The sequence below is a fragment of the Streptomyces sp. NPDC006691 genome, assembly GCF_042869955.1.
GTDB lineage: Bacteria > Actinomycetota > Actinomycetes > Streptomycetales > Streptomycetaceae > Streptomyces.
In genome coordinates this window covers 127,321-152,235 of record NZ_JBIAGW010000001.1, presented here as the reverse complement: position 1 = coordinate 152,235, position 24,915 = coordinate 127,321, and the positions used below count along the sequence as shown (strand labels likewise).

21 protein-coding genes are annotated in these 24,915 nt (G+C 71.3%); 12 read left to right on the top strand and 9 right to left on the bottom strand.

The features are described from left to right. Positions 1-4: 4 nt before the first annotated feature. The 6 genes from ACFYNP_RS00680 to ACFYNP_RS00655 form a co-directional block, all read right to left on the bottom strand. Positions 5-202, bottom strand: coding sequence for a hypothetical protein (locus ACFYNP_RS00680; RefSeq protein ID WP_388781278.1), 198 nt, complete (start codon positions 200-202; stop codon positions 5-7). A 116-nt stretch (positions 203-318) separates the two neighbouring features. Further along, a complete protein-coding gene (locus ACFYNP_RS00675) occupies positions 319-1,266 on the bottom strand; it encodes an alpha/beta fold hydrolase (protein ID WP_388414759.1) in 948 nt (315 codons plus the stop codon). Further along, positions 1,263-1,739 carry a phage holin family protein gene (locus tag ACFYNP_RS00670; protein ID WP_388781276.1) on the bottom strand — a complete coding sequence of 159 codons (477 nt, stop codon included), beginning with the start codon at positions 1,737-1,739 and terminating at the stop codon, positions 1,263-1,265. Before ACFYNP_RS00670 ends, ACFYNP_RS00675 begins: the two co-directional genes overlap by 4 nt. Before the next feature lie 76 nt (positions 1,740-1,815). Beyond that, complete coding sequence (nhaA, locus tag ACFYNP_RS00665) at positions 1,816-3,210, bottom strand: Na+/H+ antiporter NhaA (protein ID WP_388414756.1); 1,395 nt, start codon at positions 3,208-3,210, stop codon at positions 1,816-1,818. Positions 3,211-3,555: 345 nt separating this feature from the next. Next, complete coding sequence (gene acs / locus ACFYNP_RS00660; RefSeq protein ID WP_388781273.1) at positions 3,556-5,571, bottom strand: acetate--CoA ligase; 2,016 nt, start codon at positions 5,569-5,571, stop codon at positions 3,556-3,558. Between the two features lie 137 nt (positions 5,572-5,708). Next, positions 5,709-8,036: a SulP family inorganic anion transporter gene (locus ACFYNP_RS00655; protein ID WP_388781270.1), complete on the bottom strand. Its 2,328-nt coding sequence runs from the start codon at positions 8,034-8,036 to the stop codon at positions 5,709-5,711. Between the two features lie 282 nt (positions 8,037-8,318). Here ACFYNP_RS00655 and ACFYNP_RS00650 point away from each other — a divergent pair, with 282 nt between their 5' ends. After that, positions 8,319-9,614 (top strand): hypothetical protein, encoded by a 1,296-nt coding sequence (locus ACFYNP_RS00650; RefSeq protein WP_388414749.1) that lies wholly within the window; start codon positions 8,319-8,321, stop codon positions 9,612-9,614. Here the strand turns inward: ACFYNP_RS00650 and ACFYNP_RS00645 are convergent. Further along, positions 9,592-10,590 carry an ATP-binding protein gene (locus tag ACFYNP_RS00645; protein ID WP_100573852.1) on the bottom strand — a complete coding sequence of 333 codons (999 nt, stop codon included), beginning with the start codon at positions 10,588-10,590 and terminating at the stop codon, positions 9,592-9,594. The genes ACFYNP_RS00650 and ACFYNP_RS00645 overlap by 23 nt on opposite strands. Positions 10,591-10,692: 102 nt before the next feature. Between ACFYNP_RS00645 and ACFYNP_RS00640 the strand changes: the two genes are divergently transcribed. Next, positions 10,693-11,511, top strand: a complete 819-nt coding sequence (locus ACFYNP_RS00640) for an oxidoreductase (RefSeq protein ID WP_388781267.1) — start codon at positions 10,693-10,695, stop codon at positions 11,509-11,511. 402 nt (positions 11,512-11,913) lie between these two features. Here ACFYNP_RS00640 and ACFYNP_RS00635 read toward each other — a convergent pair whose 3' ends face one another. Further along, positions 11,914-12,747, bottom strand: a complete 834-nt coding sequence (locus ACFYNP_RS00635) for an HAD family hydrolase (RefSeq protein ID WP_388781265.1) — start codon at positions 12,745-12,747, stop codon at positions 11,914-11,916. Between the two features lie 455 nt (positions 12,748-13,202). On the opposite strand from ACFYNP_RS00635, the gene ssd reads away from it, so the two are divergent. The 7 genes from ssd (at position 13,203) to ACFYNP_RS00600 (ending at position 18,826) form a co-directional block, all read left to right on the top strand. Further along, on the top strand, positions 13,203-14,318 hold the full coding sequence (gene ssd, locus ACFYNP_RS00630; RefSeq protein WP_388414741.1) for a septum site-determining protein Ssd: 1,116 nt from the start codon (positions 13,203-13,205) through the stop codon (positions 14,316-14,318). Between the two features lie 68 nt (positions 14,319-14,386). Next, positions 14,387-15,544: a TadA family conjugal transfer-associated ATPase gene (locus ACFYNP_RS00625; protein ID WP_388782201.1), complete on the top strand. Its 1,158-nt coding sequence runs from the start codon at positions 14,387-14,389 to the stop codon at positions 15,542-15,544. 65 nt (positions 15,545-15,609) lie between these two features. Then, a complete protein-coding gene (locus ACFYNP_RS00620) occupies positions 15,610-16,470 on the top strand; it encodes a type II secretion system F family protein (RefSeq protein ID WP_388782198.1) in 861 nt (286 codons plus the stop codon). 152 nt (positions 16,471-16,622) lie between these two features. Beyond that, positions 16,623-17,375, top strand: a complete 753-nt coding sequence (locus ACFYNP_RS00615; protein ID WP_388781262.1) for a type II secretion system F family protein — start codon at positions 16,623-16,625, stop codon at positions 17,373-17,375. 161 nt (positions 17,376-17,536) lie between these two features. Next, positions 17,537-17,770, top strand: coding sequence for a DUF4244 domain-containing protein (locus ACFYNP_RS00610; protein ID WP_388781259.1), 234 nt, complete (start codon positions 17,537-17,539; stop codon positions 17,768-17,770). 46 nt (positions 17,771-17,816) lie between these two features. Continuing rightward, the gene (locus ACFYNP_RS00605) at positions 17,817-18,146 is read left to right on the top strand and encodes a TadE family type IV pilus minor pilin (RefSeq protein ID WP_388782195.1); all 330 of its coding nucleotides are present in this window, start codon (positions 17,817-17,819) and stop codon (positions 18,144-18,146) included. Next, a complete protein-coding gene (locus ACFYNP_RS00600) occupies positions 18,038-18,826 on the top strand; it encodes an Rv3654c family TadE-like protein (protein WP_388781256.1) in 789 nt (262 codons plus the stop codon). Before ACFYNP_RS00605 ends, ACFYNP_RS00600 begins: the two co-directional genes overlap by 109 nt. On the opposite strand, the gene ACFYNP_RS00595 is transcribed toward ACFYNP_RS00600, so the two are convergent. After that, positions 18,756-21,245 carry a DEAD/DEAH box helicase gene (locus ACFYNP_RS00595; protein WP_388781254.1) on the bottom strand — a complete coding sequence of 830 codons (2,490 nt, stop codon included), beginning with the start codon at positions 21,243-21,245 and terminating at the stop codon, positions 18,756-18,758. The genes ACFYNP_RS00600 and ACFYNP_RS00595 overlap by 71 nt on opposite strands. Before the next feature lie 79 nt (positions 21,246-21,324). On the opposite strand from ACFYNP_RS00595, the gene ACFYNP_RS00590 reads away from it, so the two are divergent. From ACFYNP_RS00590 to ACFYNP_RS00580, 3 genes are all read left to right on the top strand, one after another. After that, positions 21,325-21,678 (top strand): STAS domain-containing protein, encoded by a 354-nt coding sequence (locus ACFYNP_RS00590; RefSeq protein WP_053728100.1) that lies wholly within the window; start codon positions 21,325-21,327, stop codon positions 21,676-21,678. Between the two features lie 104 nt (positions 21,679-21,782). Further along, positions 21,783-22,226, top strand: a complete 444-nt coding sequence (locus tag ACFYNP_RS00585; RefSeq protein WP_100573862.1) for an ATP-binding protein — start codon at positions 21,783-21,785, stop codon at positions 22,224-22,226. A gap of 282 nt (positions 22,227-22,508) precedes the next feature. Next, positions 22,509-24,902 (top strand): sodium-translocating pyrophosphatase, encoded by a 2,394-nt coding sequence (locus ACFYNP_RS00580; protein ID WP_388414724.1) that lies wholly within the window; start codon positions 22,509-22,511, stop codon positions 24,900-24,902. The last annotated feature ends 13 nt before the right edge of the window (positions 24,903-24,915 follow it).

Below are 24,915 nucleotides of genomic sequence, written 5' to 3'. Positions count from 1 at the left end.
GCGACTAGGTCCGCACGTGGCGCAGCCGGGCCGAGACCCAGCGGGCCCGGCGTCGCAGGATGCGCGGAATGCCCACCTCCCGGGAATCCGGGGCGGGGTGTTGTAGCCCCTGCCCCTGCGGGCCGCCCCTCTCGTACGAGACCGGCCCTGCGGCCGTTCGGCGGTTGCGTGCTGCATCACCGTAGTCGTGCGTCCAGCCCATACCCCGACGTGTGCCCGGGGCCCATGGTCGGTAACCGCGTCGGAGGGGGCCAATTGGCCTATGCGCCGGGCATTTGGCCGTTCGTAGGACAGCTGTTCCCCCGAGGGCGCCGGAACTCAGCGGTCCGGTTCCGGATCCCGCAGCCAGTTGACGAGTTCGGCGGAGAACGCGGCCGGATCCTCCTCGTGCGGGAAGTGCCCCAGACCGTCGAACAGCCGCCAGCGGTAAGGGGCTTCGACGTATTCGCCCGAGCCCGCCGCGCTGCGCGTGCGCATCACCGGGTCGAGCGAGCCGTGCAGATGGAGCGTCGGCACCCGGACCGGTCGCTTCATCCTCCGGTTGAACTGGATGCCGTCGGGCCGGGCCATCGAGCGCACCATCCAGCGGTACGGCTCGATCGAGCAGTGTGCCGTGGACGGGATGCACATGGCGCGCCGGTAGGTCTCCACGGCCTCGTCCTCGGGCTGACGCGGACCCGACCAGTCCCGTACGAGCCGGCCCACCAACGCCCCGTCGTCCGCGACCAGCTGACGCTCCGGCAGCCACGGCCGCTGGAAGCCCCAGACGTAGGATCCGGCCGAGGTCTGCTTGTAGTCGGCGAGCATCGCCGAGCGCCAGCGGCGCGGGTGCGGCATCGACGACACCACGAGTCGGCGCACCACCTTGGGGCGCATCACGGCCGCCGTCCACGCCAGGTAGCCGCCGAGGTCGTGCCCGACCAGGGCGGCGTCCGGTTCGCCGAGGGACCGTACGACCCCGGTGATGTCGAGCGCGAGGTTGGCCGGGTCGTAGCCGCGCGGGGTGCGGTCGCTGCCGCCCACGCCGCGCAGGTCCATCGCGACGGCGCGGTATCCCGCGTCGGCCAGCGCGGTCAGCTGATGGCGCCACGTCCACCAGAACTGCGGAAAGCCGTGGAGCAGCAACACCAGTGGCCCGTCGCCGAGTTCGGCGATGTGGAAGCGCGCACCATTGGCCGCCACGTCCCTATGGGTCCAGGGACCATCGATGCGGACGGGGCTGCCGGTGCCGCCGGGGCTTCCGGTACCGGTATCGGGGGCGGTCATGCAGACGAGCGTGCCACAGTGGCGCCGCTGTCCGTGACCGCGATCTCGACGGTGGCCGGACGCGGATGAGGCTTGACGCCCTGGAGCGTGGCGGCCGTCGCCTTGGCCGAGGCGATCGACTTCTCCGGCGGCTTGACCTTCTTGAACTTGGTCACCGCGAGCACCCCGAGCAGCGCGGCGAGCAGCAGGAACGCCCCGCCGACGATCAGGAACGACCAGGCGAGCCCGAGCCCCAGGTTGTGGATGCCGTACGCCGCCGCGAAGCTCAGCACCGGCAGCGAGAACAGCGCGAGCACACCGGCCGTACTGATGGCGATGCCACCGACCGCCCCGCGCTTGACGTCCTGCCGCAGCTCCGCCTTGGCCAGCGCGATCTCGTCGTGCACCAGGGCGGACATCTCCGCGGTCGCGGAGGCGACCAGCTGGCCGAGGCTGCGCTCGGCGCTGTCGGCGTTGTGGCTGGGGTCGCTCATCGCTGACTCCCTCATCTCTACTCGGTTACCGACGGGTCCAACAGGTCCTACCAGTCCTACAGGGCCGTGCGTCAGATCATGCCGGACTGTCGCCGTCGTCGCGCCCCGCCCCCGCCAGTTGCGCCAGCCTGCGGTGTTCGGCGGCCTTGTTCTCGTAGATCGTGGCCATCCGCAGGTGGTACTCCGGCTTGCCCAGTTCGTACATGTCGGGGATGCCGTCCTGGTCCTCGTCGCGCTCCTCGTCCTCGACGAGCGCCTTGTACTTGCGCACCCGCAGCTTGAGCAGCACGGACGCGAGGACCGCCGCGGTCAGGGAACCGACGAGGACGGCCGCCTTGACCTCGTCGGTCAGCTGGTCCTGGCCGGCGAAGGCGAGTTCGCCGATGAGCAGCGAGACCGTGAAGCCGATGCCGGCGAGCGAGGCGACGGCGAAGACGTCGGGCCAGGCCAGGTCGTCGTTGAGTTCGGCCTTGGTGAAGCGGGCGGCGAGCCAGGTGCCGCCGAAGATGCCGACGGCCTTGCCGACGATCAGGCCGAGGACGACGCCGAGCGTCTCGGGCCGGGTGAACACATCGGCCAGGGTGCCGCCGCTGATGCCGACGCCGGCCGAGAACAGGGCGAAGAGGGGCACCGCGAGCCCCGCCGACACCGGCCGCACGAGGTGTTCGATGTGCTCGCCGGGGGAGTGCTCCTCGCCCTCCTTGCGGTGGCAGCGCAGCATCAGACCCATCGCGACACCGGCGATGGTGGCGTGGACGCCGCTGTTGTACATCAGGCCCCAGATGACGAGCGCGAGGGGGATGTAGACGTACCAGCCCCGCACGCCCTTCCTGAGCAGCAGCCAGAAGACGGCGAGCCCGACGACGGCTCCGCCGAGGGCGGCGAAGTTGATGTCGCTGGTGAAGAAGACCGCGATGATCAGGATCGCGAACAGGTCGTCGACCACGGCCAGCGTCAGCAGGAAGGCGCGCAGCGCCGAGGGCAGCGAGGTCCCGATGACCGCGAGTACGGCGAGCGCGAACGCGATGTCCGTAGCCGTCGGTACGGCCCAGCCGTCAAGGGATCCGTTGCCGAAAACGTTGACCAGTGCGTAGACGAGTGCCGGGACGGCCATGCCGCACAGGGCCGCGATCACGGGCAGTGCGGCGGCCTTGGGGTCGCGCAGCTCTCCGGCGACGAGTTCACGCTTGAGTTCGATGCCGGCCACGAAGAAGAAGATGGCGAGCAGCCCGTCGGCCGCCCAGTGCTGTATGGAGAGGTCGAGACCGAGCGAGCTGATGCCCAGGTGGAAACCGCGGACCGACTCGTAGCTGGACCCCAGGGTGTTCGCCCAGATCAGCGCGGCGATCGCGGCCACGAGCAGCAGGACGCCGCCGACGGTCTCCGCGCGCAGTGCCTCCGCGACGAAGTTGCGCTCGGGCAGGGAGAGGCGGCGCAGGAACTTCGGCTTGCTGGGGGTGGGTGTGGCCACGAGGGCGACCTCCGGTCGGTTCGGCGGGCATGACTGAGCTCGTTGCCGACCAGACTTCCCGGCGCACCTGACCTTCTTGTCGCGTCATTGACGCTTTCCTTACTTTACCTAACTTTACCGAGCGGTGCGTCGTCTGGGTGTATCCGGTGATCATCACCCTAGGGGCACCGCGCCCGTACGGCGCGCGAGAAGGGCCCGACCGGGGCGGGCGCGCGGAAGGGCCCGACCGGGGCGGGTACGCGGAAGGGCCCGACGGGGGCGGGTACGCGGAAGGGCCCGACGGGGGCGGGTACGCGGAAGGGCCCGGCCGCGCGTGCGGCCGGGCCCTTCCAACGGCGCTGTCGGTCAGTCCTCGCTGGAGGCGCTGGGCAGCTTGGTCTGGATGAGGTCCATGACCGAGGAGTCGGTCAGGGTCGTGACGTCGCCCAGCTCGCGGTTCTCGGCGACGTCGCGGAGCAGACGGCGCATGATCTTGCCGGAGCGGGTCTTGGGCAGTTCGGCGACCGGCAGGACGCGCTTGGGCTTGGCGATCGGGCCGAGCGCGGAGCCGACATGGGCGCGCAGTTCCTCGACCAGGCCCTCGTCGTCGGCGTTGGCCGTTCCGCGCAGGATCACGAAGGCGACGATGGCCTGTCCGGTGGTCTCGTCGGCGGCGCCGACCACGGCGGCCTCGGCGACCGAGGGGTGCGAGACCAGCGCGGACTCGACCTCGGTCGTCGAGATGTTGTGGCCGGAGACGAGCATGACGTCATCGACCCGGCCGAGCAGCCAGATGTCGCCGTCGTCGTCCTTCTTGGCGCCGTCGCCGGCGAAGTACTTGCCCTCGAAGCGCGACCAGTACGTGTCGATGAAGCGCTGGTCGTCGCCCCAGATGGTGCGCAGCATGGAGGGCCACGGCTCGGTCAGGACGAGGTAGCCGCCTCCGCCGTCGGGCACCTCGTGGGCCTCGTCGTCGACCACGGTCGCGGAGATGCCGGGCAGCGCGCGCTGGGCGGAGCCGGGCTTGGTCTCGGTGACGCCGGGCAGCGGCGAGATCATCATCGCGCCGGTCTCGGTCTGCCACCAGGTGTCCACGATCGGGCACTTGTCGGCGCCGATGTGCTTGCGGTACCACATCCACGCCTCGGGGTTGATCGGCTCGCCGACCGACCCCAGGACCCGCAGACTGCTCAGGTCGAACTTGGCGGGGATGTCGTCGCCCCACTTCATGAACGTGCGGATCGCGGTGGGCGCGGTGTAGAGGATGGTCACGCCGTACTTCTGCACGATCTCCCAGAACCGCCCCTGGTGCGGGCTGTCCGGGGTGCCCTCGTACATGACCTGGGTGGCGCCGTTGGCGAGCGGCCCGTAGACGATGTAGGAGTGCCCGGTGACCCAGCCGATGTCGGCGGTACACCAGTAGACGTCGCTCTCGGGCTTCAGGTCGAACACCGCGTGGTGGGTGTACGCGGCCTGGGTGAGGTAGCCGCCGGAGGTGTGCAGGATGCCCTTGGGCTTCCCCGTCGTGCCCGACGTGTACAGGATGAACAGCGGGTGCTCGGCGTCGAAGGCGGTGGGCGTGTGCTCCACCGACTGGCGGGCGACGATGTCGTCCCACCACACATCGCGGGTGTCGTTCCACACCACGTCCTGCCCGGTGCGGCGTACGACCAGGACGTGCTCGACCTGCGGGCAGCGGGCGACGGCGTCGTCGATGGCGGGCTTCAGAGCGGACGGCTTGCCGCGCCGGTAGCCGCCGTCGGCGGTGATGACGAGCTTGGCGTCGGCGTCCTGGATGCGGGAGGCGACGGCGTCGGCGGAGAAGCCGCCGAACACCACGGAGTGCGCGGCGCCGATGCGAGCGCAGGCGAGCATCGCGACGGCCGCCTCGGGGATCATCGGCAGATACACCGCGACCCGGTCGCCGGCCCGAACCCCCAGCTCGGTCAGGGCGTTGGCGGCCCTTGACACCTCGTCCTTGAGCTCGGCATAGGTCAGCGAGCGGCTGTCGCCGGGTTCGCCCTCGAAGTGGATGGCGACCCGGTCGCCGTTGCCGGCCTCGACATGACGGTCGACGCAGTTGTACGCGACGTTCAGCTTGCCGTCGGCGAACCACTTCGCGAACGGCGGGTTCGACCAGTCAAGGGTCTCGGTCGGCTCGGTGGCCCAGGTCAGGCGCCGGGCCTGCTCGGCCCAGAAGCCCAGCCTGTCCGCCTCGGCCCGCTCGTACGCCTCCGCGGTCACGTTGGCATTCGCGGCCAGCTCGGAAGGCGGCGCGAACCGCCGCTCCTCCTTGAGCAGGTTGGCCAGGCTTTCGTTGCTCACGACATCTCCCTTTCCCAGGGCGTCCTCTGTGCGTATGTGTCCCGGGCCATAGCTCATCAGGCCAGGGGCCGGGTGACAAGGGCCTCCAGGAAATTGGTTTAGACCTATAGAGGTTCCTGGTCACCGCCGTGACGCGCGTACGGCCTCTCCCAGGGGCGGGAGAGGCCGTACGCGGTCGGGCGGGTGCGGCGGGTTCAGGCGTGCGTGTCCTCCAGGAGGTTGACGCCGACGCCCTCGAAGACCTCTTCGTGGTCGTCCGCGGACAGCAGATAGGCCTGCGCCTCGCCGACGTGGAAGTACATGCCGTGCAGCGCGAGCGTGCCGGCCGCGAGCGCGCGCGCGACCGATTCGTGCCGCCGCAGATGCTCCAACTGCTGGACCACATTGGTCAGGCAGAGCTGCTCCACGGCGTCGGCGGGGAGCCGTCCGGCGATCCGGGCCCAGGCGTGGTGCCGGCTCGCCATCCGCTCCAGGCTCGGCCGGCCGTGCCGCAGCCAGCGGCGCAGCGGCGTCATCGGCGCGTCGGGCCTGCCGTTGAGCAGTGCCTGCATCGCGCCGCAGCCGGAGTGCCCGCAGACGGTGATCGACTGGACCTGGAGGATGTCCACGGCGTATTCGATGGCCGCCGCCACCGAGTCGTCCGCGCCCGGCGCGCCCTCGGCGCCCGGGGGCGGCACCAGGTTGCCGATGTTGCGCACGGTGAAGAGGTCGCCCGGACCGCTGGAGGTGATCATGCTGGTGACCAGGCGGGAGTCCGCGCAGGTGATGAAGAGCTGCTGCGGACGCTGGCCCTCGCGGGCGAGCCGGGCCAGCTCGTCACGTACCAGGGGAGCGGTGTTGCGCTGGAACGAGCTGAGCCCGCTGGCCAGTTGGTGGCCGTGGGTGCGCTGCGCCGGCTGCTCGTGGCAGTGGTGGTTGCGCCATGGCGTCCACGGGCGGCAGCAGCTCTGCGCGGCGGAGGCCGGCTCGGCGACCCTGGCGCCGGCCCGACCGGTGATCCGTACCTTGCCGCCGCGCGCGCTGTGCGTGCCCTGCCAGCTCTGAAGTGCCTCGAACGCGGCGTGATCCATGAATGACCCGTCCAACTCCACGATCGTGTCCGCTCCTTGGGGAACATGGCCGAGCGCCCGGGTCAGCCGGGGCACGGCGAGAAACGTCAACTGGCCCCGCGCACGCACCAGATAGGTGCCGTCGGCCTCCTCCTGGGTGATGATCCGAGTGCGCGAGAGCCGGTGCAGCGCGACGGTCACGGCCACCGCGATGCCCAGGAGCACTCCTTGCAGCACCCCGAGCACGAGCACTCCGCCGATGGACGCCACATAGACCAGGAACTCGCGGTGTTTGTGGACGTTGCGGATGTGCGCGAAGTTGACCATCTGGATGCCGACCATCATGACGAGCGCGGCGAGCGCGGCCAGCGGGATCCACTCCAGGACGGTCACGAGCAGCCCGGCGGCGAGCAGCACCCACACGCCGTGCAGCACGGTCGAGGCCCGACTGGTCGCGCCTGCCCGGACGTTGGCGCTGCTGCGCACCGCGCCGCCCGAGACGGGCATGCCGCCGAGCAGCCCGGAAACGGCGTTGGCGATGCCCTGGCCGCGCAGTTCGCGGTCGAGGTCCGCCCGCGGGACGGTGCTGTCCGGCCGCTCGGCGGCCAGCCGGTCCACGGCGACCGCGGAAAGCAGTGACTCCAGGCTCGCGACCAGCGTCACGGTGAGCACCGCGGTGAGGATCCCGAGCACCGGGCCGTGCGGCAGCCCGGGCAGTACGTGCGAGCCCCAGGAGGGCAGTTCGACCCGGGCGATCCGGGGCGCGGCGAAGGCGGCGACGCCGGTGGCCACCACCACGCAGGCGAGCGCGGCCGGGACCCGGCGCAGCCCCCTCCCGATCCGCCCGGGAAGGCGCGGCCAGAGCAGGAGGACGGCGAGGGTCAGCGCGCCGATGAGCGGAGCGGCGGGGCGGACCTGGGCCAACTGGCCGGGCAGGGCGAGGGCGTTGGCCACGGCGGAGCTCTGCGGGGAGCCGCCGAGGACGATGTGCAGCTGGGCGAGCGCGATGGCGGCCCCGATGCCGGCGAGGGTGCCGTGCACGATGGCGGGGCTGACCGCGAGCGCGGAGCGCGCCGCTTTCAGGGAGCCCAGGGCGACTTGGAGCAGGCCCGCGCACACCGTGATGGCGCAGGTGGTGCGCCAGCCGTAGGTCTGGATCATCTCGGCGGACACCACGGTCAGTCCGGCCGAGGGACCGCTCACCAGCAGGGGGGAGCCGCCGAGCAGACCGGCGACGATTCCGCCGATGCCGGCGGCGATGAGGCTGGCCTCCAGGGGTGCGTTGATGGCGACGGCGAGGCCGAGCGACATCGGGACGGCGAGCAGGAAGACGGTGATGGACGCCGACAGATCGGCGCCCTTGATGCGGAAGCGGTGCCCGGAACCGCCTCCGTCGGGCATCGCTTCGCGCGGTCGCCGGACGCGGGGCCGGCGAGCTGGGGGCTGGGCGCGAGTGGGTACGCAAGCAGGCATGTTTCCCGTCTCCTCCGGGGCAGCGCGGTCGCGGAACGTGGGGTCGCGGCCGTGGGTCACGGCAGTGCAGCGGCGGGATTCTCAACTCTCGGTAAACGAATCGTAATGCAGAGTAAAGCGCCTTACTTCGCATTTAGGGCATACGGGGCAACGATTCACTCCAGAGAGTGAATAGAACGCTTTTCGTGCGGCTTGTCGTACCTTCGGCGTTCACCCTCCGTGCGACTTTTGCGGCGCCGTGACGGCATTCAACGCACATAACCGCAAGGAAGAGGTGGGCGGATGATCGCCGCCACGCACGCCACCAAGAGGATCGCCGCCGGTGTCATCGCCGCGGCGCTGGCCGTCGGAGCCGCGGGCTGCTCCTCCGGAACCACCCCGGCCAAGCCGGGCGCTCCGGGCCGACAGGGCGCCGCCGCCCCCAATCTGACCCCGCACCTCATCGGGGACGGTTCGACCGCCTATACCGGGTTGCAGCCGCATCTGCTCAAGGCCCAGAAGCTGAAACCGGGGCAGCAGCCGCCGCAGTTCGTGGTGTTCTCCTGGGACGGCGCCGGCGAGGACAGCCAGAAGCTCTTCTCGCACTTCCGCCAGGTCGCCAAGGAGTCCAACGCGACCATGACGTACTTCCTGAGCGGCGTGTACATGCTCCCGGACGCCAAGGCGAAGCTGTACACCGCGCCCAAGCACTCGGCCGGCACCTCGGACATCGGCTTCAACGACCTCAAGGGTATCCAGGACACCGTCACCCAGCTGCGCGCCGCGTGGCAGGAGGGCAACGAGATCGGCACCCACTTCAACGGTCACTACTGCGGGCCCGACGGCGGTGTCGGCACCTGGTCGGTGGACGAGTGGAAGAGCGAGATCGCGCAGGCCAAGTCCTTCGTGAAGAACTGGAAGACGAACTCCGGCCTGAAGGCGGAGGAGCCGCTTCCGTTCGACTACGACAAGGAACTCATCGGCGGCCGCACCCCGTGCCTGGAGGGCCGCAAGAACTTCGTCGCGGCGGCCGGGCAGTTGGGCTTCCGCTATGACACCAGCGCCGTCAACGACCAGGTCTGGCCGAAGAAGAACGACAACGGCGTCTGGGACCTGTCGATGCAGCTGGTGCCGGTCCCGGGCCGGGGCTTCGAGACCCTGTCCATGGACTACAACTTCTACATGAACCAGTCCAACGCGATGACCGGCGACGCCGATCAGCACGAGTACTGGGGCAACCAGATGCGCGACGGCCTCCTCCAGGCCTTCGACCGCTCCTACGCGGGCAACCGCGCCCCGTTGATCGTCGGCAACCACTTCGAGTCCTGGAACGGCGGCGCCTATATGAAGGCCGTCGAGGAGACCATCAGGACGGTCTGTGTGAAGCGTGACGTGCACTGCGTCTCGTTCCGCCAGCTCGCCGACTGGCTGGACGCCCAGGACCCGGCCGTGCTCGCCAAGTTCAACTCGCTGAAGGTGGGCGAGGCGCCGAAGGGCGGCTGGGCGGCCCTGGAGGGCGCCCAGCCCGCGGCCCCGGCCAAGCCGGTGGCCCCGCTGAAGCCGGCGGAGCCCGCCGTCAGGCAGGCTGCGGCTCACTGACCTCGTCGAGCAGCCGCTCGCTCAGTACGAAGCCCGGGTCGACCTGCGCGGCCAGGTCGGCCCCGGTCTTCGCGTTGCCCCAGCTCTCCGCGTTCTTCAGATGGAAGTGCACCATCTGCCGCGTGTAGCGGTCCCAATCGCGGTGGGCGTACGAATCGTCCGCCGCGTTCTGCAACGTCTGCAGGGCCAGCCGGTTGTCGGCCTCCAGGAGCTCGAAGCGGGACGGGCGGCCCTTCTCCATGGCGCGCACCCAGTCGGAGTGGCCCACCGTGACCAGTAGGTCGTCGCCGACCTCGGCGCGCAGGAAGTCCACGTCGTCCTGGCTCTGCACCTTGTTGCCGACGACCTTGAGCGCCACCCCGTAGTCCCGGGCGTACTCCTTGTACTGGCGGTAGACCGAGACGCCCTTGCGGGTCGGCTCGGCCACCAGGAACGTCATGTCGAAGCGCGTGAACATGCCGGAGGCGAACGAGTCGGAGCCCGCCGTCATGTCGACGACCACGTACTCGTCCACTCCGTCCACCAGGTGGTTCAGGCACAGCTCGACCGCGCCGACCTTCGAGTGGTAGCAGGCCACCCCCAGGTCGGACTCCGTGAAGGGCCCGGTGGCCATCAGGCGGATGTCCCCGTCGTCGAGGGCGACCCGGCGCGCGCACGCCTCGTACACCGGGTTCGCCTCGCGCACCCGCAGCAGCCGGGAGCCGTGGCCGGGCGGGGTCGTCTTGATCATCGTCTCGGTGGAGGCGATCCGCGGGTTGGTGCCGCGCAGGTACTCCTTGATGAGCGGCAGGTGCGCGCCCATCGCGGGCAGCGCGGCGGCCTCCTCGTCGTCGAGCCCGAGAGCGGCCCCGAGGTGCTGGTTGATGTCGGCGTCGACCGCGACGACGGCGGCCTCGTTGGCGGTGAGGTGGCGGATGAAGAGCGAGGACAGCGTCGTCTTGCCGCTGCCGCCCTTCCCCACGAAAGCGATCTTCATGTTCACCAACGGTAATCGCTCGGTGGCGGTAAGTATGCAAGGCGAGTGAAGAAGACCACTCGAAGGTGGGGCGCGGCTTGCGGACGCGTAGCCTCCTTACCTATGAGTACGAACGCCGCTGACCCTCTTGTCGCCCTCGGCGGGCTGCCGGGCGTCCCGGACGCCGTGGACTCCGTGCGCAAGGCCGTGGACCGGGTCTACGGGCACCGCGTGATGCGGCGCCGCAGCAACGAGATCACCTCGGAGGCGGCGCTGCGCGGGGCCCGCGGCAGCGCGGCCCTGTCCGGCGCGGACTGGGCCCTGGAGGAGGTGCGGCGACGCACCGACTTCGGTAGTGAACCCGAGGCGCGTACGGTCGGCGCTGCCCTGCGGTTGACCGCCGAGGCGGGGCAACTCCTGTCCATCTGGCGGCAGTCGCCGCTGCGCGTGCTGGCCCGGCTTCATCTGGTCGCGGCCGCGGACGCCGGTGTCGCGGTGGGGCGGCCGAGGCAGGCCGGCGAAACCGTCGACGAGCCCCTGATCGAACTCCCGCTGCCGGACGCGGACGAGGTGGCGGGCCGCCTGGAGGGGCTCTCCCGGCTGATCATCGCGGGCGGTGCGGCCCCGGCGCTGGTGACCGCCGCCATCGTGCACGGCGAACTGCTCGCGCTGCGGCCCTTCACCTCGCACAACGGCCTTGTCGCACGGACCGCCGAGCGCATCGTGCTGATCGGCAGCGGCCTCGATCCCAAGGCGGTCTGCCCGTCCGAGGTCGGCCATGCGGAACTGGGCCGGGCGGCCTACGCGGCGGCGCTCGACGGATACGTCTCGGGCACCCCGCAGGGCATGGCGGCCTGGATCACCTACTGCGGCAAGGCCGTGGAGCTGGGTGTGCGCGAGTCGACCGCGGTGTGCGAGGCGCTCCAGCGCGGCGCGGCCTAGGCGGCGAACTCCGCCCGCAGGGGCGGGAAAAGGGTTGCGGCGGTATCGATGTCCGATACCGCCGCTGGCATGTCCACCGTGTTACCAAGCGTCCTCGAAAAATGCCCATCAGGCCGGGATTCTCTGCCCGTTCACCTGGTGCGGCTGGCCCGTAATCGACGGGTCGACGTCGCGTGGGTGCTCGATGTTCATGCTCGGTCCGTGGGGCCTTTATTGCCTAGAAGGTGATCCTCTCGGATGTCCCAGGTCTCGCGGGCCGTTGAGTCCTTTCTACTCCCGTACGGCGAGATGCGAAACCCCTGACCACAGTTCTTTACTTTTAGGTTCAAACACGGGTGAAGCGGGCGTATGTGTCCCGGTGTTTCGCAGGGGCTTCCCGGCGTGCCGCAGGGGTGCGCGGGCTCACGCGGAGGTGCCGCCACGTCGCCGGCTGGCGTACCAGACCACGCCGGCGGTGGCCGCGGCCGCGCCGGCCGCGGCCACGAGGAGCGCCGAGCGCGGCGGCATCTTGATGGCGGGCAGCCGTTGCTTGAGGCTGACCGGCTTGCTGAAGACGAGAACCGGCCACTGTCGGGAGGTCGCTTCGCGGCGCAGCGCCCGGTCCGGATTGACGGCGAAGGGGTGCCCGACGGACTCCAGCATGGGGACATCGGTCGCCGAATCGCTGTAGGCGTAGCAGCGCGCGAGGTCGTACCCCTCGGATGCGGCCAGCTCCTTGACGGCCTCGGCCTTCGTCGGGCCATAGGCGTAGTACTCGACGTCCCCCGTGAAGCAGCCGTCCTCGCCGACCACCATTCTGGTGGCCACCACCCGGTCGGCGCCCAGCAGTTCACCGATCGGTTCGACGACCTCGGCGCCCGAGGTCGACACGATCACCACGTCCCGGCCCGCGGCGTGGTGCTCCTCGATGAGGGAGGCGGCCTCGTCGTAGATGATCGGGTCGATCAGGTCGTGCAGGGTCTCGGCGACGATCTCCTTGACCTGCTGGACGTTCCAGCCCTTGCAGAGAGCGGACAGATACTCGCGCATCCGCTCCATCTGGTCGTGGTCGGCGCCGCCCGCGAGGAATACGAACTGCGCGTACGCGGTGCGCAGTACGTCACGGCGGTTGATCAGCCCTCCTTGATAGAAGGACTTGCTGAACGTCAGCGTCGACGACTTGGCAATGACTGTCTTGTCCAAGTCGAAGAAGGCGGCGGTGCGCGGCAACGAGTGGTTTTCCACGAGCCCGAGCATAGGCGCCCACCATTCGGCGTAAGCTGAGGCGCGTGGGTTTGCCTGAGAAGGCTCTCGGGTACACCATGGAAGTCACGGATCGTTCGCGACCGTGCTAACCCGGTCCGGCTCCTCCCCCCCCCGAGTCAGACCGTGGGGACGACCCCCGCTCTCCCCCCCGGCGGGGGTCGTCGCATGTCCGGATGCGTTTTCGGCCTTTGGATCCGATCGTCGTCCCCCTCCCTCCCGTTTCCACGCGCTCATGTGCGCCGCCCTCCCCTGCCGAGACTCGTAACTCAGCGTAGCCGCTGCGCTGCGCTCCGGAAGTCGCTGGTATGGGTGAACGGGATATTCACAACGTCGATGTTGTCCACAGATTCGGATCAAGATCCACATCATTTCGGGTCTCCCTCCACCGTGATTCCAGTTCGCGAAGAACGCGGACGCAGGAATCGCACGGAGAGGGGCCGGAAATCATGGACGGAGTCATGGCTTCCGAACGACCGTCGGGCGCGGAAGGGCGCAGCGGCGGACCGCTGATCGTGACCGAGGACGAGGAACTGCTGGATGATCTGCTGCGGCTGTGCGCGGCCGCCGGCACCGAACCCGAGGTCTGCCACGGGGTGCCCGACCGCAGGGGCGGCTGGGAGAGCGCGCCCCTGGTCCTGGTCGGCGATGACGCGGCGCCCCGGCTGCTCGGCACGGCCCGTAGGCGCGGGGTGCTCCTGGTGGGCCGGGACCAGGACAGCCCCGGAGTGTGGCAGGCGGCGGTCGAACTAGGCGCGGACCACGTGCTGCGGCTGCCCGACGCCGAACCGTGGCTCGTCGACCGGATCGCGGACGCGGCCGAGGGAGTGGGCCGCCCCGCCCTGACCGTCGGGGTGATCGGCGGGCGCGGCGGCGCCGGTGCCTCCACGCTGGCCTGCGCCCTCGCGGTGACGGCCGCCCGCTCGGGCCGGCGCACGATGCTGATCGACGGCGACCCGCTCGGCGGCGGCCTCGATGTGCTGCTCGGCGGGGAGCAGGCCGAGGGCCGCCGCTGGCCGGATTTCGCCGCTTCACGCGGGCGGGTCGCGGGCGGCGCCCTGGAGGAATCCCTGCCGCACCTCCATCACTTGAGAGTGCTCAGCTGGGACCGCGGGGACTCCGTGGTGATCCCGGGTGAGGCGATGCGTGCCGTGCTCGCGGCGGCCCGGCGGCGCGGCGGAGTCGTCGTCGTGGACCTGCCGCGCCGGGTCGACGACGCGGTGGTCGAGGCGCTCGCCCAGTTGGACCTGGGATTGCTCGTCGTCCCGGCCGAGCTGCGCGCGGTCGCGGCGGCGGGTCGCGTCGCTGCCTCGGTCGGCATGGTGCTGCGGGATCTGCGCGCGGTCGTGCGCGGCCCGTACGCCTCCGGGCTAGACGAGCAGTGGGTGGCCGATGCCCTGAGGCTGCCTCTGGCAGGCGAACTCCCGGTGGAATCCGGACTGTTGGAGGCTCAGGAGGGCGGGTCTCCGCCGGGCGGCGCGGCACGGGGGCCGTTGGCCAGATTCTGCACGGCCTTCTGGGACCAGGCGCTGACCGGAGGTCTCACCGGCGGAGCGGCGTCGTGAACGCGGGCCGGCCCTCCACGGGCACGCCGACGCCGGGCGGTGCCGGAGCACGGTCCGCGGGAGCCGCCCTGCGGGACGCCGGGCCACCGCTCCTGGACGCCGTACGGCAACGGCTCGCCGAGAGCGGGGCCGAACCCACACCGGCCAGGGTCGCGGCGGCCCTGCGCGCCCAGGGGCGACTGCTCGGCGACGCCGAAGTGCTGGGCGGGGCGCAGGAGTTGCGGTCCGAGCTGGTGGGGACCGGGCCGCTGGAACCACTGCTCGCCGACCCGGACGTGACGGACGTCCTGGTCTCCGCGCCCGACCGGGTGTGGGTCGACCGGGGCGCCGGACTCGAACTGACCGGGATCCGCTTCGCGGACGCGGTGGCCGTGCGGCGCCTGGCCCAGCGTCTCGCCGCGGTGGCGGGCCGCAGGCTCGACGACGCCCGCCCCTGGGTGGACGCCCGTCTCCCCGACGGCACCCGGATGCACGCCGTGCTCGACCCGATCGCCGTCGGATCGGCCTGCCTCTCGCTGCGCGTCGTGCGGCCCCGGGCGTTCTCGCTCGCCGAGCTGACCGCGGCGGGCACGGTGCCGCCCGGTGGCGAGCGGCTGCTGCGGGCCCTGATCGAGGCCCGCGTGTCGTTCCTGGTGAGCGGCGGAACGGGCACGGGCAAGACCACCCTGCTCTCGACCCTGCTCGGCCTGGTCGGCCAGGGCGAACGGATCGTACTGGCCGAGGACTCGGCCGAGTTGAGGCCCGACCACCCGCATATGGTGCGCCTCGAATCGAGGCCCGCCAATCAGGAGGGCGCGGGCCTGGTGACCCTGCGGGATCTGGTGCGCCAGGCACTACGGATGCGGCCCGACCGCCTGGTCGTCGGCGAGGTGCGGGGCGCCGAGGTGACCGACCTGCTGGGTGCCCTGAATACCGGACACGAAGGAGGCTCCGGCACGGTTCATGCCAACTCGGCCGCCGACGTTCCCGCTCGGCTCGAAGCGCTGGGCACGGCGGCCGGGCTCGACCGGGCCGCCTTGCACAGCCAGTTGGCGGCCGCCCTGTCGGTGGTGGTCCATCTGGTGCGCGACCGGGCCGGGCAGCGCCGGATCGCCGAGGTGCGCGTCCTGGAGCGGGACGGGGCGGGCCTGGTGAGGACGGTGCCCGCGCTGCGCTGGGGCGCGGCGGGGTTCGTACGGGACTCGGGCTGGGAGCGGCTGCGGGCGCTGATCGGCGGTGCGTGGTGACGGGTCTTTCGCTGGGACCGCCCACGTGGGCGGCGCTGTGCGCGGGGGTGGCGGCATGGCTGTGGATGGGTCAGGACCAGGGGATGCGCCGGGCCCGGCTGATCTTCGCGGGCGCCGGAACCGGAACCGGAACCGGCGGCGGGGGCGGAGGGGATGGCGGAAGTGCGGGTGTGCCGGGCGCGGGGGTCCGGTTCAAGGCCTCACCGCTCGGGCGGTGGCTGGACAAGAAGTCGGGCCTGGTGCGCCGCCGGATGGAGTGGCTGTGCCTGCCGGTGGGGCTGACGCTCGCCCTCCTGGGCGGGTCGGCGCTGCCATTGGTGGCAGCGGCGGTGGCGGTGCCACTGGTCGGGAAGCGGCTACGGGCCAGGGAGCGTGAGCGGGCCGGGGCACGGCGGGCCGATGAGGTGATCGCCTGGTGCGCCGCGGTGGCCGGAGAGCTGCGGGCGGGCCGTCAGCCCGGGCGGGCCCTGGTCGCGGCAACCCGGGGGTCGACGGCCCTGGGCGCGGCGACGGCGCCGGTGGTGGCGGCGGCCACGTACGGCGGCGATGTGCCGGGGGCGCTGCGGGCGGCGGCCGCGGAGCCGGGCGCCGAGGGCCTGGCCGGGGTCGCCGCGTGCTGGCAGGTCGCCGTGGACGGCGGGGCGGGGCTCGCCTCCGGTCTTGAACGCCTGGAAGGCGTGCTGCGGGCCGAGCGGGAGCAACAGGAGTCCCTGCGCTCGGAGTTGGCCGGCCCGCGCACCACGGTGGTGCTGCTCGCATGCCTGCCGGCCCTGGGCCTGGTGCTCGGCACGGCGATGGGTGCGAGCCCGCTGAAAGTGCTGCTGCACAGCGCGGCCGGCTTCGGCTGCCTCGTCGTGGCCGCGGTGCTGGAGGCGGCCGGGGTGTGGTGGGCGGCGCGGATCGTACGGGCGGGGGAGGGGCGATGACGCTGTTCGGGCCGGATCCGGATGGTGTCCCTGGGCGAAGGGTCTTGTCCGGGATGGACGTTGCCCAAGGGGGGATGACCGCGCTTGGGACGGATGTTGTCCACGGGGGGATGCCCGTGCTTGGCGCGGACGTTGTCCACAGGCTGGGGGCGGTGGTGGGGGCGGCCGTCCTCGCCCTGTGGGTGGCCATGGGTGTGGCCAGGCGCCGCGAGGAGCACAGGATGCGGCGCCGGATGGCCGCGCTGCTGGCCCTTGAGGCGCTGCGCCTGCCCCCGCGCCGCCGCTGGAGCCCGGCATGGTCCGCCCCAGCGAAGCAATGGGGGCTCCCGCTGGGGGCGTTGGGGGCCGGTTACATCCTGGTGGGCGGGTTGGCGGGCGTCTTGGCGGGCCTCGTGGCGGCGTACGGGGCCCGGGCGTGGGGGCGCCGGCGCCGAGCCCAGGGGGACGGTGCCGAGGCGCGAAAGGCCGCTGCCCGCCAACTGCCGCTCGCGGCGGATCTGTTGGCGGCCTGCCTGACGGCCGGGGCCGGGCCGGGTGAGGCGGCGGGAGCGGTGGGTGCCTCGCTGGCCGGGCCCGTTGGCACCCGCCTGGGGCAGGTCTCGGCCGAGCTCCGCATGGGTGGTGAACCGGCAGCCGCGTGGGGGCGGTTGGGGGCGATACCGGGGGCGTCCGACCTGGCCCGCTGCCTTGAGCGGGCCGCCTCCTCCGGGGCCCCCGCGGCCGCGCCCGTCGCACGGGTCGCCGAGCGCTGCCGGGCCGAACGAACCCGCCGGGCGGCGGCGCGGGCCAGGCGCGCGGGCGTGCTGATCACCGGCCCACTGGGTCTGTGCTTCCTGCCCGCGTTCCTGGCGGCGGGGGTGGCTCCGGTGGTGATCGGCCTGGCGGGCGGACTGCTCCGGCGGTGAACGCAGTCCGGCGGATGAGCGCCGGCAGTTGAACGCGGTCGCGCGAACGTGCGCCGGTGATGAGTGCGGTCACCGGATGGGCGCCGGTGGTCGGCGCGCAGGTGAACCGGTAGGTAGACACAGCTGATCAACAGCCATATCCAGAAAGTGAGTTGAGGAAGATGAACGCAGTCATGAATCGGCAGGCCGCCGTCATCGAGCGGCGGATGCGACGCTGGGGTTCCGCTCTGCGGCGCCGGGTGCGGGGCGACGCGGGGATGTCCACATCGGAGTACGCCGTGGGGACTCTGGCGGCCTGCGCTTTCGCGGCGATCCTGTACAAGGTCGTCACCAGCGACGGGGTCTTGACCGCGCTGACCGGCCTGGTCACCAAGGCGCTCGATGTGCAGTTCTGAGCGGAGCGAGGAGCGGCGCCGGGGGGATCGGGACGACCGGGGGTTCGTGACCGCCGAGACGGCCGTGGCGATCCCGGCCCTGGTGGGGTTCGCGCTGGCGCTGCTCTGGGCGCTCATGGCGGCTTCCGCGGAGATCCGCTGCGTGGACGCGGCCAGGGCCGGGGCCCGCGCGGTGGCCCGTTCCGAACCGGAGGCGGTCGCGGTGGCGGCGGCCCGGTCGGCGGCGCCGAAGGGCGCCACCGTCACCGTGCGGCGGACCGGGGAGCTGTGGCGGGTCCGGGTGGAGTCCGCGACGCCGGGACCGCACCACCTGGCCCTGACGCTGAGTGCGGAGGCGGCCGCCCTGGCCGAGGACACGGTCGGGGAGGCGCTGTGAACGGGCGGCCGTGGAGCACTTCGGGACGGCGACGGATACGGGCCCGTGCCGACTGGCCGGCGTGGATCGGGAGGCGGATCGGTCGTACGGCGGTGCCCGGGGGGCCTGGTGACGGGCTCGCGGTGCTCGGGAGGCGTATCAACCGCCTTATTGGCGATGGGAGTTGTGCTGGACGCCACATCGCGGACGGGAGTTGTGCCGGACGCCACACCGCGGAGGGGAGTTGTGATGGCCGCCGCACCGCGGAAGAGAGCCGTGATGGTCCCCGTGCCGCGGGCGGAGGGTTTGGCGTTCGCCGCGCGGGCGGAAGCTGTGGCGACCGGGGTTCCGCCACCGTATGGGTGGCGCTGACCGCCGCCACCCTGTGCGCGGTGTTCGCCGCCGTCCTGTGCCTCGGTCAGGCCATCGCCGCCCGGCACCGGGCCGGCGGGGCCGCCGATCTGGCCGCGCTCGCCGCGGCCGACCGGGCTCTGTGGGGCGCGCCGGACGCCTGCGCCAAGGCGCTTGAGGTGGCCCGGGCCCAAGGCGCGGAGCTGGTCCGCTGCACGGTGACGGGAGAGATCGCGGACGTACGGGCGAGGGCCCGGTTCGGCCCGTACGCGCCGAGTGTCAGGGCCCGGGCGGGGCCGTCCCTGGCTCTTGCGGGGCCGTCCCCGGGGCTCCCCGCAGCAGTTCCGTGAGGAGGCGGACGGCACCGCGCTTGTGGAGGGGATCGTTGCCGTTGCCGCACTTGGGCGACTGGATGCAGGAGGGGCAGCCCGTCTCGCACTCGCAGGACGCGATCGCCTCGCGGGTCGCGGTCAGCCAGCTCGCGGCGGTGTGGAAGGCGCGCTCGGCGAATCCGGCGCCGCCGGGGTTGCCGTCGTACACGAAGACCGTCGGCAGCAGGGTGTCCGGGTGCAGCGGGACGGAGACGCCGCCGATGTCCCAGCGGTCGCAGGTGGCGAAGAGCGGCAGCATCCCGATGGAGGCGTGCTCGGCGGCGTGCAGGGCGCCGCCGAGGATCTCCGGGTTGATCCGGGCGGCATCGAGCTGGTCCTCGGTGACCGTCCACCACACGGCCCGGGTGCGCAGGGTGCGGGGCGGCAGGTCGAGCTTGGTCTCGCCCAGCACCTCGCCGGTGATCAGTCGGCGACGAAGGAAGGAGACGACCTGGTTGGTGACCTCGACGGAGCCGTAGCAGAGGCGGCCGGCTCCCCACGGGATCTCGGTGTCGGTGGTCAGGACGGAGATGGAGGTGGTGTCCCTGGCGACGGTCGAATAGGGCGGGCTCGCCTCCTCGACGAGGGCGGCGGAGTCCTCCAGGTCCAGGTGCTTCACCAGGTACGTACGGCCCTGGTGGAGGTGGACGGCGCCGTCGTGGACGGCGGTGTGGGCGGCGGACGCGTCGACCGTGCCGAGCAGCCGTCCCGTCGAGGCCTCGACGACCTGGACCGGGCGGCCGCCACCGCCCCGGATGTCGGTGAGGTCGGCGGCCCGCTCGCGGCGGGTCCAGAACCATCCGCTGCTGCGACGTCGCAGCAGCCCGGCCCGCTCCAGCTGCGGCATGAGCTCGGGGCTCGCGGGCCCGAACAGCTCCAGGTCGGCGTCGGTGAGCGGCATCTCGGCGGCCGCCGCGCACAGGTGCGGGGCGAGGACGTACGGGTTGTCCGGGTCGAGCACCGTGGACTCGACGGGCTGCTGGAACAGGGCCTCGGGGTGGTGGACGAGGTAGGTGTCCAGCGGGTCGTCGCGGGCGATCAGGACGGCCAGGGCGCCCTGGCCCGAACGTCCGGCCCGGCCGGCCTGCTGCCACAGCGAGGCCCGGGTGCCGGGGTAGCCCGCGATGAGGACGGCGTCGAGGCCCGACACGTCGATGCCGAGTTCCAGGGCGGTGGTGGCGGCCAGGCCCAGGAGCTCGCCGGAGTGCAGGGCCTGCTCCAGGGCGCGGCGCTCCTCGGGGAGGTAGCCGCCTCGGTAGGCGGCGACACGCCGGGCCAGCGTCCGGTCGACCTCGTAGAGGCGCTCCTGGGCGATGACGGAGATCAGCTCGGCGCCGCGCCGGGAGCGGACGAAGGCGACCGTGCGGACACCCTGCACGGCCAGGTCGGTGAGGAGGTCGGCGGTCTCGGCGATGGCGGTGCGGCGCACCGGCGCGCCCTTCTCGCCGGGGAGCTCGGTGAGCGGGGGCTCCCACAGGGCGAAGACCAGCTCGCCGCGCGGGGAGGCGTCGTCGGCGACCTCGACGACGGGCAGGCCGGTCAGGCGGCCCGCGGCGAGGGCGGGCTCGGCGGCGGTGGCCGAGGCGAGCAGGAAGACCGGGTCGGCGCCGTAGCGGGCGCACAGGCGGCGCAGCCGGCGAATGACCTGGGCGACGTGGGAGCCGAAGACTCCGCGGTAGGTGTGGCACTCGTCGATGACGACATAGCGCAGGGAGCGCAGGAAGGAGGACCACCTGGGGTGGGAGGGCAGGATGCCCAGGTGCAGCATGTCCGGATTGGTGAGGACGTAGTTGGCGTACTGGCGTACCCATTCGCGTTCCTCGACCGGGGTGTCGCCGTCGTACACGGCGGGCCGGATCGCGTTGCCCAGCGGGGCCGCCAGCGCCTTCACCGAGCGGCGCTGGTCGGCCGCCAGGGCCTTGGTGGGGGCGAGGTAGAGGGCGGTGGCGCCCCGGCCGTTCGGGGCCTCGGAGCCGTCCAGGAGGGTGCTGAGGACGGGCGCCAGATAGGCCAGCGACTTGCCGGAGGCGGTCCCGGTGGCGATCACGACCGACTCGCCGTTCAGGGCGTGCTCGGCAGCGGTGGCCTGATGGGCCCAGGGATGCTCGACGCCGGCCGCCTGAATGGCGTTGATCACTTCCGGGCGGATGAGGTGCGGCCAGACTGCATGACGGCCAGCGCGCGGGGGCAAGTGCTCCGTATGAGTGATGCGCGCAGCCCGGCCCGCCCCTGTGGTGAGCCGGTCGAGGACCGTGCCGGGGTCGGGTCGTTCACCCGTGCTGTCGGCGGGTGTTCTGGGGCGGTGATTCCTGGCCATCGGCACCGAGTGTGTCACTGGCGTAGCGGACAATGGTCCCAAGGCGTCGTGCATGGCTGCTGGTAAGTGATTGAATGCCATCGCGGCTGGCGATCCGTTCTCTGGCTCCGCCGGGGAGTCTCAGGGGGCGGCCGCTCGATAGCAAGGTGCTGGAGGATCCGTGGACCTGTCCCTGTCGACTCGCAATGTGTCCGGGCCTGGTGGCGACCGTACGGTCGTCGAGGTCGGTGGCGAGATTGATGTGTATACCGCGCCCAAGCTGCGCGAGCAGTTGGTCGAGTTGGTGAACGACGGCAGTTACCACCTGGTCGTCGACATGGAAGGCGTGGACTTCCTCGACTCCACCGGCCTGGGCGTGCTCGTCGGTGGGCTCAAGCGCGTGCGCGCGCACGAGGGCTCGCTGCGCCTGGTCTGCAACCAGGAGCGCATTTTGAAGATCTTCCGGATCACGGGGCTCACCAAGGTGTTCCCGATCCACGGCTCGGTCGACGAGGCCGTCAACGCGACCGACTGACGGGGCCGTCCTTCGACGGCTCCGGAGGAAGGACAGGGGCGCCGGGCGGCACTGTGGCCCGGGGCCCCTGAGATGTACGCCCGTACGTTCGAGGGGGATCGCCCATGGCCACCGTTGAACTCCGTTTCAGTGCCCAGCCCGAACACGTCAGGACGGCCCGTCTGGTGGCGGCCGCCGTGGCGCGCCGGGCCGGGGTCGATGAGGCAGTGCTCGACGAGGTCAGGCTGGCCGTCGGCGAGGCGTGCAGCCGTGCTGTCGGGCTGCACCGCTCGCACGGCATCGACGCCCCCGTCCACGTCGTCCTGACCGAGGAGGAGAAGCTCTTCTCCATCGAGGTCGGCGACGAGGTGCCGGGATCGGGCGGCGGTGCGTCGGCGGTGCCGGGCGTGCGCGCCTCGGGGGCCGACGACGGCGACGACGGTGCGGAGGACGAAATGGGCCTCGCCGTCATCAGCGGTCTTGTGGACGATGTGGAGGTCACCTCCGGCGAGTCCGGGGGCGTCATCCGGATGAGCTGGCCGACCACACCGGCCACGGTGCTTCCCTGATCCACTTTTTTTCGATATTGAGAGGGGCCCTGCTGAGCAGGGCCTTTTTCATTTTCCGAGCCGGATTCGGGCCGCCGGTCGCGGATCATTCCCGGCCGTTCCTAGATCGCTGATCAAGCGTCAATGCTTTTGCCCCATTACCGCTTTCGGGGGCATTTTCGTGACCGGATCTCTCTCTGGTGAGCGGATGAAGGTCAATTCCATTTGCGGCGCCCTGTTTTGATCGTGTCCCGCTACCTACAATCCGTCCACATCTTGAGCTCTGAGCGTCAAGGAGGACGAATGGCGGGGCTCTTCAACCCAACGGAACTCGACCACCCCACATCCCTGGCTGCCGCGGTACTGACCGACGGCAACCGGACGATCGTGATCGTCATCGCGGCTGTCGCGCTGGCGGCCCTGATCGTCGCCCAACTGCTGGTCCGCCAGGTTCTCGCCGCCGGCGAGGGCACCGATTCGATGAAGAAGATCGCGGCGGCCGTCCAGGAAGGCGCGAATGCCTATCTGACCCGGCAGTTGCGCACCCTCGGCATCTTCGCCGTCGTGGTGTTCTTCCTGCTGTTCCTGCTGCCGTCCGACAACTGGTCGCAGCGCGTAGGGCGTTCCGTGTTCTTCCTGATCGGCGCCGTGTTCTCGGCGGCGACGGGATACATCGGGATGCGTCTCGCCGTGCGCGCGAATGTGCGCGTGGCGGCGGCCGCCCGAGAGGCGACTCCCGCCGAGGGCGAACCCGAAAGGGATCTCACCGCGGTCTCCCACAAGGCCATGAAGATCGCCTTTCGTACGGGCGGCGTCGTCGGCATGTTCACGGTGGGCCTCGGCCTGCTCGGTGCCTCGGTCGTCGTGCTCGTGTACGCCGCCGACGCGCCCAAGGTCCTGGAGGGCTTCGGCCTGGGCGCCGCGCTGATCGCGATGTTCATGCGGGTCGGCGGCGGCATCTTCACCAAGGCCGCCGACGTCGGCGCCGACCTGGTCGGCAAGGTCGAGCAGGGCATCCCCGAGGACGACCCGCGCAACGCCGCGACCATCGCGGACAACGTGGGCGACAACGTCGGCGACTGCGCCGGCATGGCGGCCGACCTCTTCGAGTCGTACGCCGTGACCCTGGTCGCGGCGCTGATCCTCGGAAAGGCGGCGTTCGGCGACTCGGGCCTCGCCTTCCCGCTGATCGTCCCGGCGATCGGCGTGGTCACCGCGATGATCGGCATCTTCGCGGTCGCCCCGCGGCGCGCCGACCGCAGCGGGATGTCGGCCATCAACCGCGGTTTCTTCATCTCCGCGGTGATCTCGCTCGCCCTGGTGGCCGTCGCGGTCTTCGTCTATCTGCCGTCCTCGTACGCCAAGTTGAACGGCGTCACGGACGAGGTCATCAAGACGCACGGCGGCGACCCGCGGATCCTCGCCCTGGTCGCGGTAGCCATCGGCATCGTCCTGGCGGCGCTGATCCAGCAGTTGACGGGGTACTTCACCGAGACCACCCGGCGTCCCGTCAGGGACATCGGCAAGTCCTCGCTCACCGGGCCCGCCACCGTGGTGCTCGCGGGCATCTCCATCGGGCTCGAATCGGCCGTCTACACCGCCCTGTTGATCGGCCTCGGCGTGTACGGGGCCTTCCTGCTCGGCGGCACCTCGGTCATGCTCGCGCTGTTCGCGGTGGCGCTGGCCGGCACCGGCCTGCTCACCACGGTCGGTGTGATCGTCGCCATGGACACCTTCGGTCCGGTATCCGACAACGCCCAGGGCATCGCGGAGATGTCCGGCGACGTCCAGGGGGCGGGCGCCCAGGTGCTCACCGACCTGGACGCCGTGGGCAACACCACCAAGGCCATCACCAAGGGCATCGCTATCGCGACGGCCGTCCTCGCGGCCGCGGCGCTCTACGGCTCGTTCAAGGACGCCATCGGCACGGCCGTCAACGACGTCCACGCCAAGGCGAACGAGCTGACCTTGAGCATGGACATCTCACAGCCCAACAACCTGGTCGGGCTGATGCTGGGCGCGGCGGTCGTCTTCCTCTTCTCGGGGCTCGCGATCAACGCCGTCTCCCGGTCGGCGGGTGCCGTGGTCTTCGAGGTGCGGCGGCAGTTCCGCGAGCACCCCGGGATCATGGACTACACCGAACAGCCGGAGTACGGACGGGTCGTCGACATCTGCACGAAGGACGCGCTGCGCGAACTGGCCACCCCCGGCCTGCTCGCGGTGCTCGCGCCCATCGCCGTCGGCTTCACCCTCGGCGTCGGCGCGCTCGGCTCCTATCTGGCGGGCGCGATCGGCACCGGCACCCTGATGGCGGTCTTCCTAGCCAACTCGGGCGGCGCCTGGGACAACGCCAAGAAGCTGGTCGAGGACGGCCACTTCGGCGGCAAGGGCAGCGAGGCCCACGCCGCCACCGTCATCGGCGACACCGTCGGCGACCCGTTCAAGGACACCGCGGGCCCCGCGATCAACCCGCTGCTCAAGGTCATGAACCTGGTGGCGCTCCTGATCGCACCGGCCATCGTCAAGTTCAGCTACGGCGACGACGCGAACCCGGCCGTCCGGGGCATCGTGGCGGCGCTCGCCATCCTCGTCATCATCGGCGCGGTATACGTGTCGAAGCGGCGCAGCGTGGCCGTGGGCGACGACGGCAACAACGAGCGGGTGGCGAAGCCCGCGGACCCGGCGGTGGTCTCCTAGGCCACGAGCGGCA

Coding starts and splice junctions, on each gene's coding strand:
- ACFYNP_RS00655 (WP_388781270.1), bottom strand. CDS start 8,036: ATGCCTGCTTGCGTACCCACTCGCGCCCAGCCCCCAGCTCGCCGGCCC.
- ACFYNP_RS00610 (WP_388781259.1), top strand. CDS start 17,537: ATGAACGCAGTCATGAATCGGCAGGCCGCCGTCATCGAGCGGCGGATG.
- ACFYNP_RS00675 (WP_388414759.1), bottom strand. CDS start 1,266: ATGACCGCCCCCGATACCGGTACCGGAAGCCCCGGCGGCACCGGCAGC.
- ACFYNP_RS00680 (WP_388781278.1), bottom strand. CDS start 202: ATGGGCTGGACGCACGACTACGGTGATGCAGCACGCAACCGCCGAACG.
- ACFYNP_RS00650 (WP_388414749.1), top strand. CDS start 8,319: ATGATCGCCGCCACGCACGCCACCAAGAGGATCGCCGCCGGTGTCATC.
- ACFYNP_RS00595 (WP_388781254.1), bottom strand. CDS start 21,245: ATGGCATTCAATCACTTACCAGCAGCCATGCACGACGCCTTGGGACCA.
- ACFYNP_RS00580 (WP_388414724.1), top strand. CDS start 22,509: ATGGCGGGGCTCTTCAACCCAACGGAACTCGACCACCCCACATCCCTG.
- acs (WP_388781273.1), bottom strand. CDS start 5,571: ATGAGCTATGGCCCGGGACACATACGCACAGAGGACGCCCTGGGAAAG.
- ACFYNP_RS00635 (WP_388781265.1), bottom strand. CDS start 12,747: ATGCTCGGGCTCGTGGAAAACCACTCGTTGCCGCGCACCGCCGCCTTC.
- ACFYNP_RS00585 (WP_100573862.1), top strand. CDS start 21,783: ATGGCCACCGTTGAACTCCGTTTCAGTGCCCAGCCCGAACACGTCAGG.
- ACFYNP_RS00645 (WP_100573852.1), bottom strand. CDS start 10,590: ATGAAGATCGCTTTCGTGGGGAAGGGCGGCAGCGGCAAGACGACGCTG.
- ssd (WP_388414741.1), top strand. CDS start 13,203: ATGGACGGAGTCATGGCTTCCGAACGACCGTCGGGCGCGGAAGGGCGC.
- ACFYNP_RS00640 (WP_388781267.1), top strand. CDS start 10,693: ATGAGTACGAACGCCGCTGACCCTCTTGTCGCCCTCGGCGGGCTGCCG.
- ACFYNP_RS00620 (WP_388782198.1), top strand. CDS start 15,610: ATGGGTCAGGACCAGGGGATGCGCCGGGCCCGGCTGATCTTCGCGGGC.
- ACFYNP_RS00670 (WP_388781276.1), bottom strand. CDS start 1,739: ATGAGCGACCCCAGCCACAACGCCGACAGCGCCGAGCGCAGCCTCGGC.